This is a genomic window from Wolbachia endosymbiont (group B) of Apotomis betuletana (assembly GCF_947250475.1).
Taxonomy (GTDB): domain Bacteria; phylum Pseudomonadota; class Alphaproteobacteria; order Rickettsiales; family Anaplasmataceae; genus Wolbachia.
The window spans coordinates 463,868-483,454 of the sequence record NZ_OX366320.1 but is presented as its reverse complement, the minus strand read 5'-3'; the positions used below and the strand labels follow the sequence as shown (position 1 = coordinate 483,454).

Here is a 19,587-nt window from a genome sequence, read left to right as displayed (position 1 = left end):
TTTTAGTGAGAGAACCAATGAATAAAATAACTTGCTTATCAAAAAAGCTCAAAGAATTTTTTAATGAAAAAGCAGAGAAAATCTCAATTACAACAAGGTTTATAAAAAGAAAGAGAAAGCTAAAAGGTTCATCATTCGTAAAAGCCATGGTCTTGGGTAATATAGGAGTTGATAATTGTAGCGTAGAAACAATGTGTCAATTACTAAACGAGGACTCGATAGATATAACAAAACAAGGTTTGGATTTTAGATTTACTGAAGAAGCAGTGGAATTTATGAAAAGGATGTATAATGAATCTGTGATTCTCTTTAAAAATATCTTGCAAGTTGATTGCAAAATCTTACAGCAATTTAATAGTGTTAAATTATTGGACAGTAGCTATATTACTCTACCTAACAGTATGGAAGAGATGTATAAAGGTTATGGTACTAGCTACAGTGGCTATGAAAGCAATACTAAGTCTGGAATAAAGTTACAATTAGTTTTCGACTACATGAATCAGATAATAGACCAACTTAATTTAACGGAGGGGGTAAGATCAGACCAGGGATATAGGAAACATTTAAGTAATATATTAAGCAATGATTTGCTAATATCTGATCTCGGTTATTTTGTGCCAAGTTCTTTTAAACAAATCAATGAAATAGGAGCTTATTTCATAAGTCGTTATAAATCCGATACCAACATATATGATGTAGAAACAAATCAAAAAATGGAGTTATTAGAATGTTTAGAGGATAAGTTATTTTTAGAAAACGAGGTATTGTTAGGAAAAGAAGCAAAAATTAGAGTAAGAATTATATGTCAGAAACTAACTGAAGAACAGTCTATGGCCAGAAGAAGGAAAGCTAATAGATTAGCAAGATCGCAGGGATATACATCCTCTAAAAGAAATCAAAAATTGTTGAACTGGTCAATATTTATAACTAATGTTCCAGAAAATAAAATTAGTGCTGAGCAAGTATTAACGATTTACAGAGTAAGGTGTCAAATTGAGTTATTATTTAAATTGTATAAAAGCCATATCAGGCTTGATAAGCTAAAAGGAAAGCCATGCAGAGTATTATGTGAACTATATGCTAAATTGTGCGCAATTCTTATATTTCACGGCATAGTTGGTTGCACAGAAGTGAAAAAGAATACAGAACTTAGCTTAACAAAGGCATTTATTGAGCTAAAAAGGCGGGTTAGAGAGTTATTTTTAGTATTAACCAAAATTAATAGTTTAAAAGCATTTCTTAAAAAACTCACTATAACTTGGTCGCTATTTTCATTAAAAGACAAACGTAGAAGGGCTAGAGTATCCACTTTAACCTCTCTAAATTTGCTCACAATCTCTTAACTTGACGCGTATGGTTGATAAAGAGACTGGAGAGTATCAAGGGATAGAGGCATTCCTCAGTAGTGAAAGCATAGTTCATATTGCTCCAAGAATATTAATTGCACCTCAGTTTACTCATCAGTTACCTGAAATAGATGGAGTAAATCCAGTAGTGAGTGCTTTAATTTCCATAGCAGAAAAATTAAGAGCAATTATTGTTGCAGATGGACCAAATACTAATGATGAAGAAGCAATAAAATGGAGAAAAAGTGTAGGCAGCTCAAGAATTTACGTAGTTGATCCATGGGTTAAGGTATTTATTGAAGAAGAAATCTTGCCATCGAGTCCATTTGTAGCTGGTTTAATAGCGAAAGTAGATAGCGAACAAGGATTTTGGCACTCACCTTCAAATAAAGAGATAAATGGTATTGTTGGAACAAGCAGGCCTATTGATTTTAGCTTAGGTTATGCAAATTGTAGAGCAAACCACTTGAATGAAAATGAAGTAACAACGATAATTCATCAAAATGGCTATAGGCTTTGGGGAAATAGAACATGTTCAAATGACTCAAAATGGGCTTTTTTATCAGTGAGAAGGACTGCAGACCTTATTAATGACAGTCTACTTAGAGCTCATCTATGGGCAGTTGATCGCAATATTACCAAAACTTACATAGATGATGTGATTGAGGGGGTGAATTCTTATTTGGCCAATTTAAAAGCCCAAGGAGCGATTATTAGCGGAAAATGTTATGCAACACCAGAACTCAATACACCGGCAAACATTGCAAGTGGAAAAGTATATTTTGACTTTGAATTTACACCACCGTATCCGGCAGAACAGATTACTTTTAGGTCACACCTTGTGAGTGGCGCAATATTGTAAAAAGGAGAAAGAGAAATGCTACCAAAGATTTTAAAGAATTTTAACATATTTGTTGATGGCCGTGGTTATGCAGGAAAAATAGATGAAATAACCTTGCCGAAGCTTACCATAAAAACTGAAGAGTACAGAGCTGGTGGTATGGATATTCCAATAAATATCGATATGGGTATGGAAAAGCTTGAAGCAGATTTCACTTTTTCTGAATACGATACAGAACTCTTTAGGCTATTTGGTCTAATAAATGGGAATTCAGTTTCTTTGACACTCAGAGGTGGAATGCAAGGGAGTGGTAGTAATGATATTGAAGCAGTAATAATCAATTTAAGAGGCATTTTTAAAGAGTTTGATTTTGGTAACTGGAAACCTGCTGAAAAAGCAACGCTGAAGTGTACTGTAGCTGCTCATTACTATAAACTTACTATAGGTGGTAATGAGTTAATAGAAATCGATGCTGAAAATATGATTAGAAAGATAAATGGTGTTGATCAGATGGCTTTGCTACAAACGATTCTAGGGATCTAATATGGTTGACAAAATTACATAAAAACGTTAAAATATAAGAAGTTGTAGGTATATAGTTAATATGGATTCTAAAGCTCATACAAATTCCATAGAGCAGCTAACTGGTTTACTTGTTAGTGTAGCACAATCTCAAGACAAGTCCGTTTTAAAGTTATTAACTGAATTAATGGAAGAAGAAATCGAAGATATGGAATTATCTAAGATTGCTGACGAACGCTATAAAGAAAAGAGGGTTAAACATCAAGATGCCTTCTGGGATTAAGCCTTACAATATAGACTATTCAGAATCTGTTATAAAGAAAGACATTCCGGCTCTTCCAGCAAAAGTAAAGTTAATGATTAAGAAGGCAATAATGGAGCGTCTAACAGTTGATCCAATTGGACTTGGAAAGCCATTAAAGCACAACTTAAGTGGGCAACGTAGTCTACGGGTGAGTACCTATCGTATACTTTATTATATAGATGTACCAGAACATACAGTAGTTATTACTTCAATTGAACACAGAAAAGATTCTTATCAAAGCTAATCCTATTTATAGCACCATACAAAGAAATTAGTTATGTAAAAGCCGATATAGACTTTTATTTAATTAACTTTTTAAGGAGGAACATGCAAGCTATAACACTTAATAACCCAATAACAGTTGATGGAATTTCTGTCTCAGAACTTACTGTTAGACGTCCAAAAGTTAGAGACTATCTTGCAATTGAACGCTTAAATGGTAGTGACCTTAGTAAAGAAGTAACTTTGACTGCTAATTTGACATCAGTTGCAAAAGAAGCAATTGAAGAGTTAGATATTGCTGATTATGTGAAAATTCAAGAGGTATTAAAGGATTTTTTTTCACCGATTATCCAAAAAACTTGAGATTAGAAGTATTAATGTTCAGCTCTGTTGTAGGAGGCGGGGTTGAACAAATACTTGATATGGAGATTAATGAATTTATCTTATGGCATAAAGCAGCGAGGAAGGTACAATGTCAACATTATCTATAAAAATCGGAGCAGTTTTAGATGGCAGTTTTAATACTGTAATAAAGGGAAGTAGTAGTCAACTCTCTAATCTTGGTGAGAATATAAGAAAGCTTGATTCATCTTTAAAGTCAGTATCAAAGTTTAAACAGTTAGGTCATGATGTTTTGACCAGCAGGAGGTCGTGGAAGGGCTTTGAAGATCAAGTAAAATCTTTAGCTAAACAAATGAAAGCGGTGGAGAAACCAAGCAAAACTTTAAAAGCAGAGTTTGACAAGGCCAAAACCTCCGCAACAAAAGCAAAAGAAGCATATTTGAAAAAGAGAGATGCTTTACATTCATTTAATGAAGAAGTAAGAAAAAGTGGAAGAAATATTAAGTCATTAGTAAGTGACCAATATAAACTTGGCTCGTCCATTGAAGCGCTGAAAGGCAAGTATGGTAAGCTTGGGTCTGCAATACGTAGTCACCAAAGTTTTTTAGCAAGTAAGGCACATTTTAAGTCACAAATTATAGAGACTATTGGACTAGGTCTTTCGCTTGCAGCTCCGATCAAGGTTGCGATTGATTTTGAAAGTGCTATGGCTGATGTAAAAAAAGTAGTAAAATTTGTGCAAAATGACACTAAAGATGAAGCATCAAAGTTTGCTAAAGAATTAAAGAAATTATCTCGTGAAATACCCTTGTCAGCTGCAGAATTAGCACAAATAGCTGCAAGTGGTGGTCAACTTGGTATTGACAAAGATGATCTTATGAAGTTTACAACAGTAGTTGCTAAAATGACCACAGCGTTTGACATGTCTTCAGAAGAAGCTGGTAATGCTATTGCGAAAATATCCAATGTCTATGGAATTAAAGTTGATGGTATGGAAAATGTAGGTAACATAATAAACCATCTTTCAGATAATACTGCTGCCAAAGCTAAGGAAATGTTTCTTACACTGAATAGAATTGGTGGTAATGCTAAACAGTTTGGTTTAGAAATTGATCAAGCAAGTAGCTTAGCAAGTGCGTTCATAAGCTTAGGTAAACAACCTGAAAAAGCAGCAACTGCTATAAATAACTTTCTTAGTAAACTACAGACTGCAAGAGAGCAAAGTCCTGAATTTCATGATGCATTAGATGAGATGGGAACAAGTATAGAAGAGCTTGAACAAACCATTAAAAAAAATCCTCAAGAGGCAATATTACAATTTCTTGAAACTTTAAAAGAAATAGATGATCAAGAGCGTGCCGGTATTCTTATGAATCTATTTGGTGCTGGGTTTCAAGATGACATTGCTCTTTTAGTAGGAAGCTTAGACATTTACAAGAAAGCTATTGAACATTTAGCTGATAAAGAAAAATATAACGCTTCAATGAAGGACGAATTTAACAATCGGGCAAATACTACAGCTAATAAATTACAATTACTTAAAAATGCAGTATTTGAAGCTGGAATGAATCTAGGGTCAGTAATGTTACCTACTTTAAATTATGTAGCTGGAAGTTTGAAAACAATAACAGAGCGTATAGCTTCTTTTGCAGAAAAACATCCAACTTTAACTACGGCAATCATGAGTACTTTAGCAGCTTTGATAAGTTTAAAAATTGCAGCAGTAGGACTAGGATACGGATTTACATTGCTAGGAAGTACGATTTTTGGTCTGAAAGCAAACCTACTTGGAGTATTTTCATTTTTATCAGCTACAGTTTTTCCTGCAGTAGTAACAGGACTAAGAGCAATAACGTTTGCTGTAATGAGTAACCCGATTGGACTTTTAGTAGCAAGTCTTGTCACTGGTGCAGCTCTTGTTATCACTAACTGGCAAAAAGTGAAAGACTTTTTCTCTAGCTTTTGGAAATCACTCATTAAACCTATAGGAGAAACCTTTTCATGGATGGGAAATACAGTTAGTAGCATATTTGCTGAGAATAGCCCGATTAGAAAATTTGAAAATAATAGAAATTCTGTTAATAAGCTTTCTAAAAATAGTATTTTCAGTAATGGAAACCCATTGACAAATAATAGTGCTATTAAACAATTTTCAGAAAATAGCAAAAGCAATTTTGAAAGTTTTAAAGTTAAAAGTGTTATAGAAGAAAAAAGAGCTATGGAGCAAGAAGAAGTTGAGAAAGCATTCAAGAAAAGTAGATGTGAAAATAGGGAATCGAAAGTATATAACCAAGCATTCTATCAAACGTTTAATATCAATATTAAGTCTGAAGATGTGCTCAGCGTTGCTGATGCAGTAATAGAAAGATTTAGAGAACAAGCACGTGGAGCACTTTTTGATATAGTTGAAGAGTTGCATTAATGTTGTTTGGAAAATGTAAGCTTGAACCAACAAGCCTAAGATACAGTAAAGAAGAAAGGTGGTATACAATTGAATGTATTGAAAAAACGTCGCTACAAAACATTGGTTCAGGAATTGAATGTATTGATTTAACAGGAGTGATTTATTCACGTTATCAGAGTAATGGCTTAGAACAGCTAAAAAATATACGTAACACTCAAGAACCACACGTTCTAGTTGATAATTCAGGAAGTGTATTTGGAAATTTTGTCATTACTAATGTAGAAGAAAAGCAGATATTATTTTTTCCTGATGGAAAACCGAGAAAAGTTGAGTTTATTTTGAAGTTAAAAAGTTACAGTAAGTGATTTATTATTACACGAAAGAAAACGAAATGTTGGATTACATTTGCTGGAAACATTATGGATACAGTAGTGGAGCAGTGGAGGAAGTATTGCTTGAAAATCCAGGCCTTGCAGAATACGCAAGCTTTTTGCCCGCTGGATTAAGAATTAAGCTTCCTAAAATTCAGAAAATATCGAAAGAATCTGTCATAAATATTTTAGATGAATGACGCCAGACTTTGATATAGTAGCAAAAAATAACCCAGTAACAGAGGTTTTAAAAAAGAGTTTAATATTATTACGTGTTACTGATGGATCCGGTACTACAAGTGACGAAGCTGAGATATATATTAGTTATAACTCTAGCGCTTTAGAACTTAAGGGTAATTTACAAATTTTTCTCGGATACAAAGAAACAGGTTTATTGCCTATGGGAGTATATAAGGCAAATCAAATTACAATACAAAGTCCACCGCAAACTTTAAGAATAAAATGTGATGCTGCAAGTTTAAGAGGATCATTAAAGGAAAGAAAATCAAAGGAATGGAAGGACATTACCTTAGGAGATTTAATTAAAGAAATAGCACAAAAGCATGGGTATGAAGGTAAAGTCGCTGAAAGATTTGAAAATATATTTATACCACATATCATTCAAGCAGATGAAAGCGACATGAGTTTTTTGGAAGGGTTAGGGAAAAAATATGATGCACTAGTAAAACCAGCAGGAGGATATATAATTTTTATTCCAAAGGGAGAAGCAAGATCAGCAACTGGAAAGATGTTAGGCACAACAGTACTTACACCTAAAGATGTTATAAATTGGGAGGTAAATTTTAATGTGCGTAACAAATATGGATCTGTTATTGCAAAATGGCACAGTTATGAAAAGGGAGAAACTATAGAAGAGAAAGTGGGAAATGAGGGTCCAAGTTATACCCTGCAAACGCTTTACTCTACCGCAGAATCAGCAATTAGTGCAGCAGCAGCTAAGTTAAGACAACTAAAACGTAGTACATCAAACTTAAATGTAACTGTTCCTGGTAATCCAGAATTATTTGCAGAAGCTAAGATCAGCCTTTCAGGATTTTGTCAGGAAATTGAAGGTGAATGGATAATTAGCAAGGCAGAACATATTCTCAATAATAGGGGATATCAAACTATAGTAGAGGCAACAGTGAGCAAAGCTGTTTAAGTGAAACTTAAGCAAATGATTATTTAATTCTAGATGGGTATAATTATTGCAGTACTACATGAGCAGAAATGTAAGAAGGCTTTTTCATAAAAATTCAATTATACGTCAAGGAGAATTTGATGGATTAATTTTTCTTATAGTGCTAACGGTGTGTATTGTGGTTATATATTTTTCCTTGTTTAAAAAAGGAGATGAGAGTTACAGCGCCACATTAGAAATCGCAGCTAAGAACTGTGACTTGGAAACTGTGAAATCCTTGATAAAAGATAATATAAGTATTGGTGAAAAATCATTACGTTATGTTGCAGGAGAAGGATGTTTAGAAATCGTAAGGTTTTTAGTAGAAGATGGTATTGATATTAATGCTACTAATAAATTTAAATGGACAGCGCTACATTCTGCTGCAGATCAAGGCTATTTAGAAATCGTTGAGTTTCTATTAGAAAAAGGAGCGAATCCTAACATAAAGGATAGCAATGGAAAAAGCCCTAGAAGAATAGCTGTAATGGCATCAAGGCACAACAAAGATAAACCTTACAGAGAAATAATAAAGCTACTTGCAGAAGCAGAGGATCGATACAAATCAATAGAAAGAAATCACTAAAGCTGTAAGTTTTCTATAATCTGTATATAAACTTCTAAAACTATCTATAACAAGTTAATATTTTCACATGAAAAAGCAAAAAATCCCAATCACAGTAATAGTAACGATGGTAATACAGACCATAGCAACAATTTGGTGGCTCGCTAAGCTTGATTTAAAAGTACAAATTCATGATCAATTTATAGAACGAAATCACGAACTAATGGAAACAGTTTATCGACTTGAAGAGAGAGTGAAAAACCTCACTGAAGAAGTCAATGAACTTGAAGCTATTCACAAACACAAATAAGAACTAAATTTTCAGTGACAAAGTACATTTTATCTGTAGATGGAGGTGGCATTAGAGGGATAATACCTGCCATTATTCTAGCAGAAATTGAATCTAGGACAAAAAAGCCAATTTCCCAGATTTTTGATTTAATGGCAGGAACCTCAACCGGTGGGATTATTGTTGCTGGACTTTGTAAAAGCAATAAACTTCAATACTCTGCCAATGATTTGGTTGAACTTTACCAAGAGTATGGAGCATATATCTTTCAATCATCATTTTGGAGAAAATCAATTGCTTCTTGGCTGAGTGGTTCTCAGTACTCATATAGAAATATGGAATTTATTCTCAACAAATACTTTGGTGAAAGTACTATGGCCGATGTTGCGAGTAATCTACTACTCACCAGTTATGACATTCACAATAGTTGTGAATTTTTCTTCAAAAGTTGGAAAGAAGAAAACATTAAGTTAAAAGATGCACTCAGAGCTACAACAGCTGCTCCAACGTACTTCACACCAAAACGTCTGAAAATTAGCCAAACAGAGAGAGTGTTGATAGATGGCGGAGTGTTTGCCAATAATCCAGCGGCTTGTGCATATGCAAGTGGTAAAAGGTTATTTCCAAATGATGAGATTATACTGCTATCAATAGGTACTGGTGGAACAAATAGAAGTATAAAGTATGCTAACTCAAGGAGATTTGGCAAAATAGGGTGGATCAAGCCACTACTGAATGTGATGTTTGCTTCTGGATTGGATTGCGTTGATTATCAACTAGAACAAGTAATAGATGATAAATACATAAGAATACAATCGCAATTGAAAGTAGCATCGACTGAGATGGACAATATTACACTCAAAAATATCAAATCTCTTCAGCAAGAGGCAAATGCAATGATAAAGGACAACCAGAAATTAATAGATAAACTTTGCGATTTCATATCTTAATTTATACCAAGCAAAATTCAACTGAGCCAAAAAAGTTGGTTAGCAAATTCTACTGGTTAAATCATTAACTAACTTTACTTATATCTTAAACACATTCAATTTTCACACTCATCAGCAGTTAGGCCACTTGCTCGCACAATAATATCAATAGCAACACCTTCCTTAACTAGATCTTTTGCAATCTTGATTTTCTCTGCTTTTTTAACCTTTTCTTTACCAGTTTGCATTCCTTCAGATAAAGATCTGGCTACCGTATCCAGTAATTCTTGATCCTCAATTTTTTCGCATTTACCTATAAACCCAAAAACTGGCTCATTTTCATATTCTGTTAGTCCAAGAGCTTTAATGTTAACTGATAATGTCTTTGCTATCTTATATAATATTTCAATTGGAATGTCTGTATATCCTCGTTCATAGTCGTGTATTTCTTTAGGTGTTGAACCGATTTTATTTGCCAAGTCCTCCTGAGTGTATTCCCGTATTAATCTCTGCTCTTTTATCCTTTTCCCCACTTTGTAGAGTATAGAATCAGTACAAATTTCTTTCTCTATATCATCATATTCATAAGTAGATAAGCGAGTCACTTGGGAAATAATATCAACTGAAACTCCTTCTTTCACTAGATTCTTTGCTACTTCTATTTTCGCTTCTTCTTGGCTAATTTTCTCGCTAATATATACAAACCTTACTAATGGATACAGCTTCTTGCGTAATTCCTGATCCTTAATTTCTCTATGTATTTTTGTTAGATAGACTATTTCTTTATCCTCATCTTCATACCAACTGTTTTCTCTTAGTACTGTTGGTACTGGAAGTAGATCTATAACATTAACTGATAATGCTCCTGCTATTATATACGATTCTTTGATTGTAATAGCCTTGCACCCTAGTTCAAAGTTATGTATTTCCTTATATGTTAAACCAATTTTGCTTGCTAATTTTGCCTGAGTATACCCTTGTACTATCCTACAACCTTCTATTTTTTTCCCCAGCTCGTAGCTCAATATGCTCTGAATTATCATAGATAAATCCTCTAAAAGCTGTTTTTCCTACAGAAGCAAACATATATTCTATCACAAAAAAATCCACTATTGGCTAAGTTTTTATGAAATCACAAAAATTCCTCAATCATATAATTTGATAAGCCTGTCGTTTGCAAGATAATATCAACAGAAATTCCTTCTTTCACTAAATTCCTTGCAACTTCAATCTTCTTTTCCTCTCTGACCTTTTCTCTACAAACATGTATACCTTCAAATAAAGACTTGATTAGCATATCGCGTAATTCCCGACTCTCAATCTTTTTGTATTCTTCTATCAACTTTGATAGCTTTTCTTCCGCTTCACTATCCTCATCTGATTCGGGAAGTAGATCTATGATACTGATTGATAATACCTTTGCTATTTCATCTAACATTTCAAGTGAGACAGCAGCTCTCCCTTGTTCATACTCGTATATTCCTTGATTTGTTATGCCAACTTTATTCGCTAAATCTTTTTGTGTATATCCTCGTATCAATCTCCACTCTTTTATCCTTTGCCCTACTTTGTATGGAATGGGAATTTTGTTCTCCTCACACTCACCAATAGATAAGTTAGTTGTTCGAGAGATAACATGAGCAGAAACTCCTACTTTCATCAAACCCCTTGCTACTTCTATTTTTACCGCTTTTCTGCTTCTTTCCTCACTCAAACGAATAAATTTGGTTAATAAATAAAATACCTCGCTTAATTCTTTATCTTTATAACCCTTTACTAAATTTAATATTTCTTCATCTTCAAAATATCTTTTTTCATTTGGTAGCGTCTCTCCACAAACTAGACCTTTAACATTTACTGATAATGCTTCTGCTATAGCATATAATTTCTTAATTGGAATTTTACGACTCCCTTTTTCATATTGCAGTATTGCCCAGTACTTTACACCAACCTTCTCCGCTAAATCCTTCTGAGTATACCCTCTCTCTAACCTCCAATTTTTTACTTTTTGCCCTACCTCACAGTCTAGACTTTTTTCCATACAAAGAACCATACATATAATATTTTCTACTATAGCTCAAAGGCTCCAGATATAATGGGGAGAGTAGACCAGTGGAACTTCCCCTACCAGTCTCTCGCAGAACTGTACATAAACCTCTCAGCTTATACAGCTCCCATTATTTAGCCTTTTTGACCCTAAACCTAGTGTCCAATGATAGAAAATATTTGGAGACCTATCTCTCACCTTTCCTAGAAATTGTCTTGCTAGTCTTCCGTGACTCCTGAGTCTCTTATATTTCCTTTTGACCCACTTTTCTAGATGCCGCTCTACATTCTTTAGAGATTTGTAGACCTCAGTTCTGTAAAATTTGCCATAGTACTGATACCAGCCTCTGACTATTGGATTTACTTTTCCTGATATCTCCTCTAATGTTATATGCGTATTTCGTAGCATTTTCCATGATCTTATGGTTGTAGTAATCTTTTTCTTGGCCTTGTTGCTAATTGCTGGGAGAAATGAAACAAAATGCTTCCCTATTTTATTTCTTGCTAACCTGGGTCTGAATGTGTAACCCAGAAAATCAAAACTTTGTTTAGGAAATTCATCTCTCCTATTGTCATCCTTACAGTACACTATCTGTGTCTTTTTAGGATGTAATTTCAACCTATACTCAGCCAATCTTTCTTCGATCATTACTTTCACAAATCTTGTCTGTTTCTCTGTTCTGCAGTGCACTATCGCATCGTCCACATATCTCTCAAATGGTACCGTCGGATAGTTCTTTTTCATCCATATATCAAACACATGATGCATGAATATATTAGAGATGATTGGGCTAACTGAACCTCCTTGCGGAACTCCTTTATCCCTAACTACTTTACTGCCATCTGCAAGTTGTATAGGGGATTTCATCCACCTTTCAACATATAGTATGACCCATTTGCAGTCTGTGTGTTTCTTGATAGCCTGAAGTGCTAAGTCGTGATCCAGATTGTCGAAGAACCCTGATATATCAAGGTCTACCACCCAATCGTACTTCCAGCATCTCTTACGCGCTGTATCTACCGCATCCAATGCTGATTTATTCGATCTATAACCATATGAATCCTCATGGAATTTTGGCTCCACTAACGGTTCGAGATACATTGTTGCTGCTGTTTGCGCTATCCTATCTGATACTGAAGGAACACATAAAATTCTTTGTCCTCCTCCCATATCTTTCGGTATTGCTACAGCTTTTACAGGCTCTGGAAAATAACTTCCGGATGTCATACGATTCCATAGTTTGTATAGATTATCTTTTAGATTTTCCTCAAACTTTGTTATCGAAACCCCATCTACACCAGCAGCACCTCTATTTTTCGATACTTGTTTATAAGCTCTCCAAATAAGTTGCTTTGGTATATCAAAAGACTTTGTTTTATTCATTAACTCCTCCCTTTCGGTTGATAAATAACTAAAACTAAATAACTCAGCTCCTTCGCTCCATTTCCATTACAGAAACTTCTTCACTACTACGAGCTGATCCGCCCCTGTTTTCCGCATCGGTACTCTCATCCTCAGAGATCAGCTCCTTGGATTTCTCCCTTATCATCGAAACGACAGGTTCCCGCAGTTCCACGCAATAGCCCAAAATAGATTCATGCCACCTCTATGCCGGACGCCATCTATCCAGTAAACAAGCTCCCGATAGATTTATCCCAGGTTAAGTCTAACCCCTGGTTTTGACATCATCCAATTCCTTTCGACACTTTATCAGTGGTTCATTTTCATTCATCTCTCTATTTTACACATGACGCATATTTGCGCCTTTTCCATAACGCTCACTACCTTAGCTTTTTACCAAAGCAGCTTATGGTTGTTTGAAGCCTGCTCTTGTAAGCCGGCTCCGAGGGGCCCACCCCCATCTATTGCGTAGCTTTTGCACTTAGTTTGCTCTTACTTGAACATTCCTTGTGTCTCTACGGCACACTAGACTCTGGAACCTTAAAATAAATGAATTAAAGCCCCCTAAAAGTTTCTTTACTATTTTCACGTACTTTATCTACCCATGAAGACAATTTTTCACTTGGGCTATCAACCTCCTTCATAAGCTGCTTGCTATTCCATATGCCACATCTCATAAAACTTCCCTTTTCTACTGCTTCTTTAAGTTTTACTCCAGCAAAAAGACAATTTTTTCCTATTTCTTCGCCTCTTTCTTGTAATTTAGACCACATTTCCTTATTTTCTACTCTGACTTGTACTTGATCATATTTTTTTACATCGTGGTACAATATAATATCTAGCTTACCAATGCTTGTAGGAAATTCTAATATAATAGAGCTTCCATCTGACATATCGATATAGTTTCTTATACCTCCCTTCTCACTTTTTACCTCAACTGCATCATTGCCAATTTTTAAAATATTACTTCCTAACTCTCTCAGTATTTTGGCTACCTCTACCTTGCTATCCCCAGAAAATTCTATATACGATGTTGTATTATCTATTTCAACATCTATTAATTCTCCTTCTTGCACAGCACTTTCTCCAGCTTTCTCTAGTTCTTCTAGTCTCTCATCTATCTGTGGCTGAACTTCTGGTTGTAGCTCATTATAGATTTCACCTATCAATTTATTCTCCAATAAAGTATCATGAAACTCTGCACCGTTTAGCATTAGTTTACGTATTAGCTTTTTACGATCAGCCTTATCAAATTTATGAAAATGTGTACCCAATATTACATACTCAGCAAAGCTCCATTCCCCATCATTACATGCATTTAGCCTTTCTCCAGCAGCTAGTGCTTCGTCTACAACCTTGTGCAGTTCATTTGGACTTTTTGCTCTTACCACAGCACTCTTAAACCAGCTCAACTTTTCTGCACTTGGCTTTATTTTTTTCAAAGCTGAAGCAAATGGATTTTTATCTTCTTGATCACTTACAGGTTTTGTGCCATAAACATAGTCAAATCCTTTCCCATAGTTGATTTTGTTTTCGCGAACTTCTCTACCAGGGAAAGGTGCTATTTCTTCAGGCTTTTTAGCCTTATTAATTTTGCTTACAAAGGTGGATTGCTCCTTAGTACGACCAATTCCTACAATAGCATTTAACACCTCACCTTTTGATAATCTATCAAGATCAATGTTTAACTCGTAAGTACCTCCTTCTTGATCATCAAAAGGTACAATTATTTTATTACTCATATTAGCCTCCGCTATTAAATATACTTTACTAAGTCTACAACCGACTTTATTACTTTATTATTAATTCAATATATACTTTCTCATTAATTATAAGCAATGGTTAATGTACTTGCAAATATTTTCTTCATTCAAGTAGTTAAACAACTCATGAAAATCTTCAAATATCTGCTTTATAACAGTCCTTGCTCTTTAAAACTAAAATATCCAACACTTGTAATGATAATGTGATCCAGTAACCTAATCCCTATAGTCTGACAAGCTTCAGCCAAGTCTTTAGTTACAGCTTGATCCTCATCAGATGGCTTTAACCTTCCTTCTGGGTGGTTATGCGATATTATTATTGACGTCGCTTTTCTTATTAATGCCTTTCTTGTTACTTCTCTTATGTAAAAAGGTACCTTATCCACTGTACCAGTAAACACTTCTTCCCCCTTTAAACGGCACTTTTGATCAAAATATATTATTTTCATCTTTTCCTCCTCTGAATAACCAATACTCACCCTTAAATATTTTACGATGGTTTCCAAGTTATCCATTATAGGTCCTTTCTTTAACTCTTCTCTTGGTACCCTCTTTGAAGCTTCCTTTAGGCATAAAATTGCTGCTACTGTAGAGTCAGTTATCCCTTCTATAGTTTTCAAGTCATCTATTTCCTGGCCTAAAATTCCTCCTATTCCAAAACTATCTATTAGCTTTCTAGCAATAATTCGAGCTTCTTCCCTGTCATGCACTGCACTTAGAAACGTTTCTATTACTTCACGATCAAGTAGAGCTTTACCGTTGCTTTCTAATGCTCTGAATTCTATTTCTTCTCTACGATCTTTCTTATTATTCATAAAAATTACCCTTCACTAATAACAAAATGTTTTTATATATTTACTGCTGTTTTTTTGTCAGCATTGGCATAAAGCCATAGCTTGTGAGTGAAGTCAAATCAATTTTTCAATCTTTTTTGCTTATTTTTTCATGAATAGGTAAAGATATTAATATATGGCGATTTCTTTATTTTAAATTTGTTGAATTTCGTTCAAGGAGAGGCCTACTGTTTTTAAAATAATATTGATAGAAATTCCTTCCTTAACTAAATTCTTTGCAATTTTCATCTTTTCTACTCTCTCCACTTTCTCTTTGCAAACTTGTATACTTTCAAACAGAGATTTTATTAGTACATTACGTAGTTCTTGGCTTTTAATCTTTTTGTATTCTTCTATTAACTTTGATAGCTCTGCTTCACTATTCTCATTTTCTCTTGTTTCTGGAAGCAGATCTGTAATATTAATTAATAGTACCTTTGCTATTTCATCTAACATTTTAAGAGAAACAGCAGCTCGTCCTTGTTCATATTCATATATTCTTTGATTTATTATGCCCACTTTACTTGCTAAATCTTCCTGAGTGTATCCTCTTCTCAACCTCCATTCTTTTATTCTTTGACCTACTCTATACGGAATGGAAATTTTTTTCTCATCATTATCATATTCATCAACAGATAAATTGGTTGTTCGAGAGATAACATGAGCAGAAACTCCTTCCTTAACTAAACCCTTTGCCACCTCTACTTTTACTGCCTTTCCACTTTCTTCCTCACTAATACGGATGAATTTAGTTAATAAATAAAACGTTTCACGTAATTCTTGATCCTTAATCTCTTTATGTCTTCTTACTAGATTTAGTACCTCCTCTCCCTCATACCCTTTCTCATTTGATACTTCTTGTCCGCAAGCTAGGTCTCTAGCAGTTGTTGATAATGCTTCTGCTAACTCATATAATTTCTTAATTGAAATTCTGCGTGTTCCTTTTTCATATTGCAGTATTACCTGATATGTTGTTCCGATTTTTCCCGCTAAATCTTTTTGAGTATATCCCTTTGCTAATCTACGATTTCTTACTTCCTGTCCTATCACTTTGTAATCTAAAAAATTAGAGCATTTATTCTCTTTTTTCAAATTTTATACTCCATAATCAGAAGAGCTGTTACGTATACTTAATTGGCAACCTTTTTGACAAACTGAACTCATCTCCTTTCAAACAATTTTTCTATATCACTTAGTTTCATTTCTATATACGTTGGTCTTCCGTGATCAGAACATGGAGTTTTCTCAATTTGTCTTAGTATCTCATTCATCTCCTCCAATTTCATTTTTCTTCCTGCTCCATGGCAAGCGATTGTGGCTGATATTTTATTCACCTTATCCTCTATTGGCAACGTATCTTCCATTTCCGTTAACTTATCTACTATATCAACTAGCATCTCTTTTATATCCATTGTTCCCAAGATTGAAGGTATTTCTTTCACCATTATTTTATCTTCTGATTCTATTTCAATACCAAAACCCATTTCAAAAAGCTTATCTTTATAAGTTTCAACCATCTCCATCCCTGCTTGGTTTTTAATCTCAACTATTTCAGGAAGGAGAAGTTTTTGTCTTTTTACGCCTGATTTTTGCTTTAAGCACTCGTATATCAATCTCTCATGGGCTGCATGTTGATCTACTATAATCAGCCTATCTCCAGCCTCAGCAATAATGTAAGTATTGTAGACCTGACAGCGTGCATATCCTAGAGGGTGATCCTCTATCAAATCAATTTGCTTCCTTTCTAAAACCATCGTTCCCTTTTGGGGTGGAGATTCTCCATATTTAAACGTTTCTGGTAAGCTTCGCCTTCTTTCATCTGGTGCATTGAATTCTTTCATTAGACGATTTTCTAAAAGACTTGGTCTCTTTTCATAAAACTCTTTTTGATTTTTTTCCTCTTTACTGTTAACCTGCTCTTGGCTATCAAACTCTTCAATACTGTGAGACTCAACATCACTTGCTGCGAACCTAGTCGATAATGCTTTTATTATCCCTCTTCTCACTATTTCATATATTAACCTTTTATTCTGAAATCTTACTTCTGATTTATTTGGATGCACATTTACATCCACTTGGTCGTACGGTATTTCTAACTGCAGCACTGTAACAGGATACTTTCCAGTTGGAATAAAATCTTGATATGCATATCGAATTGCACCAACAAGTAAATTGTCTTTTATTGGCCTTCCATTAACAAACGTATAGATTTGAGTTGAATTACCACGACTAATAGTTGGTTTACAGATGTGTCCCGTAAGTTTTATGCCGTCTTCTTCCTCTTTAACTTCCAGTGAATTGCTTTGAAGTTCTTCTTCTACTTCACATAATCTGTTAAATAATGAGGTTTGCTTAACATATTTTAAGAGCTTTTTATTACCGGAAGTGAGAGTAAACCCAATACTATAGTTAATCATTGCCAAGTTATTTACAATGTCAACAATGCTTTGTGTTTCTGCCCTCTCGGTTTTTAGAAATTTTAATCTATTTGGTGTGGCAAAAAATAAGTCACGAACTTCAATATATGTACCCTGTAGCAAAGAACAAGGGATAACCTCTCCTATTTTTTCTCCTCCTTCATACCTTATAGACCATGCTTCCTTTGCTCCACTTGCCTTGGATGATAATTTCATTCTGCTTACTGCTGCAATTGAAGGCAGAGCCTCTCCTCTAAAGCCAAGATGTCTGATCTCTATTAATTCACTATCGCTTAATTTTGAAGTAGCGTGGCGCATAAACGCAAGTTCCAAATCCTCCTTTTCTATTCCATTTCCATCGTCTGTTACAGTTATAAGATTACGCCCACCACTTTCTATTTTGATCTCTATCTCTGAACTTCCAGCATCTATTGCATTTTCTACTAATTCCTTTACTACACTTGCTGGCCTTTCGATTACTTCACCTGCTGCTATACGATTTATTGTTTTTGTATCTAAAAGAATTATTGCCATATTTCCAACTCTCAGTCTGATGAAGATATAGCTTTAATGTTAATAAAAATCAATCTCTATTAGGCATCTTCACTAATTTCAAAACAGAAATAATTGTAAAAAACCCAGGCCAAAATTTTATGGCAAGCTCTCCTGTAGTTTAATTTTAGTTGAATATTTCTTCACAATTGTGTATAATTATTAATGTTTTCTAGGTTAACCCGTCATGGCTCTTTCGAAGTTTCTCGATCCAAAATTAGACTTAACATTTAAGAAAATTTTTGGTACTGAAAAAAATAAGAATATCCTTATCCATTTTTTGAATGATATCTTAGGCTTTACTGGAGTCAATACTATTCAGGATGTTGAGTTCCTCAGCACCATTATGAATCCTGAGATTGCTTCTGATAAACAAAGCATCGTTGATGTCCTCTGTAAGGATTCTCTCGGAAATAGGTATATTGCGGAAATGCAGCTTGCTCGTGATAAAGGCTTTGAAAAACGTGCTCAACTTTATGCTGCTAAGGCTTACTCAAGGCAGGCTGATAAAGGTGGTAAGTACATTGATTTAAAGAAGGTTTTCTTTATTGCTATTTCTAATTGTAATTTATTTCCTGATAAGCTTGATTATATATCTAGCCATACCATAAGAGATGAAAAAACTAATGAGCATGATTTAAAAGATTTTCAATTTGTTTTCATTGAGTTGCCAAAGTTTCCTAAGAGTAGAGAAGAACAACTAGAAAGTGTCGTAGATCGTTGGCTATTTTTCTTTAAATATGCAGAAGAAACGACCGATGAAGATTTAAGAAAAATAGCAGAAAAATCACCAATAATAAAGCTAGCATATGATGAGTTAGATAAGTTTCATTGGAATGAGAAAGATCTTGTAGCTTATGAAGAAAGGGTCATGGATTTACAGAAAGAAGCTGCTATCTTAGAACAAAAACTTGATGATGCTACTGCAAAAGGCTTGAAAATTGGCAGACAAGAAGGCATCCAAATCGGCCATCAAAAAGGTAAAATTGAAGGTAAAATTGAAGGTAAAATTGAAGTTGCAAAAAATTCACTCAAGGCCGGTGTCCCTATAGATGTTATAGCTCAAATTACCGGTCTCTCTCATTCTGAAATTTTACAACTTAAGAAAAAAACATAATATTCCTACTTATTCACTTATGAAAACCTTTCCTCAGTTAAACATATCCTATAATTAAGAGTCTAATGAACTGTCTAAAACAGCTATAAAGATTGCACATAGAATTATATAAATTACTATCATAACGTTACCCAAACTTCTA

Annotated in this window: 20 protein-coding genes and 1 pseudogene; 14 read left to right on the top strand and 7 right to left on the bottom strand. The window is 34.3% G+C overall.

The window, feature by feature from the left end; translation table 11 throughout:
• Positions 1 to 17 precede the first annotated feature (17 nt).
• The 13 genes and pseudogenes from OOK82_RS02135 to OOK82_RS02075 all read left to right on the top strand — a co-directional run bounded on the left by OOK82_RS02135 (position 18) and on the right by OOK82_RS02075 (position 9,336).
• Positions 18 to 1,343 (top strand): IS4 family transposase, encoded by a 1,326-nt coding sequence (locus OOK82_RS02135; protein ID WP_264686529.1) that lies wholly within the window; start codon positions 18 to 20, stop codon positions 1,341 to 1,343.
• Positions 1,342 to 2,208: pseudogene (locus OOK82_RS02130) on the top strand (phage tail sheath family protein); the annotation flags it as partial. The gene OOK82_RS02135 and the pseudogene OOK82_RS02130, both read left to right, overlap by 2 nt.
• 15 nt (positions 2,209 to 2,223) lie before the next feature.
• Positions 2,224 to 2,730 (top strand): phage major tail tube protein, encoded by a 507-nt coding sequence (locus OOK82_RS02125; protein WP_264686530.1) that lies wholly within the window; start codon positions 2,224 to 2,226, stop codon positions 2,728 to 2,730.
• 61 nt (positions 2,731 to 2,791) lie between these two features.
• On the top strand, positions 2,792 to 2,992 hold the full coding sequence (locus OOK82_RS02120) for a hypothetical protein (RefSeq protein WP_007303020.1): 201 nt from the start codon (positions 2,792 to 2,794) through the stop codon (positions 2,990 to 2,992).
• On the top strand, positions 2,976 to 3,257 hold the full coding sequence (locus OOK82_RS02115) for a type II toxin-antitoxin system RelE family toxin (RefSeq protein ID WP_010082215.1): 282 nt from the start codon (positions 2,976 to 2,978) through the stop codon (positions 3,255 to 3,257). Before OOK82_RS02120 ends, OOK82_RS02115 begins: the two co-directional genes overlap by 17 nt.
• Before the next feature lie 83 nt (positions 3,258 to 3,340).
• On the top strand, positions 3,341 to 3,598 hold the full coding sequence (locus OOK82_RS02110) for a phage tail assembly protein (RefSeq protein WP_010405430.1): 258 nt from the start codon (positions 3,341 to 3,343) through the stop codon (positions 3,596 to 3,598).
• A 109-nt stretch (positions 3,599 to 3,707) separates the two neighbouring features.
• Positions 3,708 to 5,999: a phage tail tape measure protein gene (locus tag OOK82_RS02105; RefSeq protein ID WP_264704383.1), complete on the top strand. Its 2,292-nt coding sequence runs from the start codon at positions 3,708 to 3,710 to the stop codon at positions 5,997 to 5,999.
• Entirely contained in the window at positions 5,999 to 6,346 is a 348-nt protein-coding gene (locus tag OOK82_RS02100; RefSeq protein ID WP_214303300.1) for a phage tail protein, read from the top strand. The genes OOK82_RS02105 and OOK82_RS02100 overlap by 1 nt, the downstream gene beginning before the upstream one ends.
• Entirely contained in the window at positions 6,343 to 6,552 is a 210-nt protein-coding gene (locus tag OOK82_RS02095; protein WP_343327296.1) for a tail protein X, read from the top strand. Before OOK82_RS02100 ends, OOK82_RS02095 begins: the two co-directional genes overlap by 4 nt.
• Positions 6,549 to 7,514, top strand: a complete 966-nt coding sequence (locus OOK82_RS02090; protein WP_264339203.1) for a phage late control D family protein — start codon at positions 6,549 to 6,551, stop codon at positions 7,512 to 7,514. The genes OOK82_RS02095 and OOK82_RS02090 overlap by 4 nt, the downstream gene beginning before the upstream one ends.
• Positions 7,515 to 7,572: 58 nt before the next feature.
• The gene (locus tag OOK82_RS02085; RefSeq protein WP_214303457.1) at positions 7,573 to 8,118 is read left to right on the top strand and encodes an ankyrin repeat domain-containing protein; all 546 of its coding nucleotides are present in this window, start codon (positions 7,573 to 7,575) and stop codon (positions 8,116 to 8,118) included.
• Between the two features lie 67 nt (positions 8,119 to 8,185).
• The gene (locus OOK82_RS02080) at positions 8,186 to 8,407 is read left to right on the top strand and encodes a hypothetical protein (RefSeq protein ID WP_214303297.1); all 222 of its coding nucleotides are present in this window, start codon (positions 8,186 to 8,188) and stop codon (positions 8,405 to 8,407) included.
• Between the two features lie 14 nt (positions 8,408 to 8,421).
• Complete coding sequence (locus tag OOK82_RS02075; protein WP_264376222.1) at positions 8,422 to 9,336, top strand: patatin-like phospholipase family protein; 915 nt, start codon at positions 8,422 to 8,424, stop codon at positions 9,334 to 9,336.
• 95 nt (positions 9,337 to 9,431) lie between these two features.
• On the opposite strand, the gene wmk (OOK82_RS02070) is transcribed toward OOK82_RS02075, so the two are convergent.
• The 7 genes from wmk (OOK82_RS02070) to mutL form a co-directional block, all read right to left on the bottom strand.
• Positions 9,432 to 10,358, bottom strand: a complete 927-nt coding sequence (wmk, locus tag OOK82_RS02070; protein ID WP_264704382.1) for a WO male-killing family protein Wmk — start codon at positions 10,356 to 10,358, stop codon at positions 9,432 to 9,434.
• Between the two features lie 89 nt (positions 10,359 to 10,447).
• Positions 10,448 to 11,356, bottom strand: coding sequence for a WO male-killing family protein Wmk (gene wmk / locus OOK82_RS02065; RefSeq protein ID WP_264374906.1), 909 nt, complete (start codon positions 11,354 to 11,356; stop codon positions 10,448 to 10,450).
• Positions 11,357 to 11,473: 117 nt separating this feature from the next.
• A complete protein-coding gene (ltrA, locus tag OOK82_RS02060) occupies positions 11,474 to 12,745 on the bottom strand; it encodes a group II intron reverse transcriptase/maturase (RefSeq protein WP_264377358.1) in 1,272 nt (423 codons plus the stop codon).
• A gap of 572 nt (positions 12,746 to 13,317) precedes the next feature.
• The gene (locus OOK82_RS02055; RefSeq protein WP_264704381.1) at positions 13,318 to 14,505 is read right to left on the bottom strand and encodes a hypothetical protein; all 1,188 of its coding nucleotides are present in this window, start codon (positions 14,503 to 14,505) and stop codon (positions 13,318 to 13,320) included.
• Between the two features lie 170 nt (positions 14,506 to 14,675).
• Positions 14,676 to 15,341, bottom strand: a complete 666-nt coding sequence (locus tag OOK82_RS02050; protein WP_264339511.1) for a JAB domain-containing protein — start codon at positions 15,339 to 15,341, stop codon at positions 14,676 to 14,678.
• A gap of 171 nt (positions 15,342 to 15,512) precedes the next feature.
• On the bottom strand, positions 15,513 to 16,451 hold the full coding sequence (wmk, locus tag OOK82_RS02045) for a WO male-killing family protein Wmk (RefSeq protein WP_264704380.1): 939 nt from the start codon (positions 16,449 to 16,451) through the stop codon (positions 15,513 to 15,515).
• A gap of 68 nt (positions 16,452 to 16,519) precedes the next feature.
• Positions 16,520 to 18,310: a DNA mismatch repair endonuclease MutL gene (gene mutL, locus OOK82_RS02040; RefSeq protein ID WP_264704378.1), complete on the bottom strand. Its 1,791-nt coding sequence runs from the start codon at positions 18,308 to 18,310 to the stop codon at positions 16,520 to 16,522.
• Positions 18,311 to 18,515: 205 nt separating this feature from the next.
• Between mutL and OOK82_RS02035 the strand changes: the two genes are divergently transcribed.
• Positions 18,516 to 19,445: an Rpn family recombination-promoting nuclease/putative transposase gene (locus OOK82_RS02035; RefSeq protein ID WP_264704377.1), complete on the top strand. Its 930-nt coding sequence runs from the start codon at positions 18,516 to 18,518 to the stop codon at positions 19,443 to 19,445.
• Positions 19,446 to 19,587 lie beyond the last annotated feature (142 nt).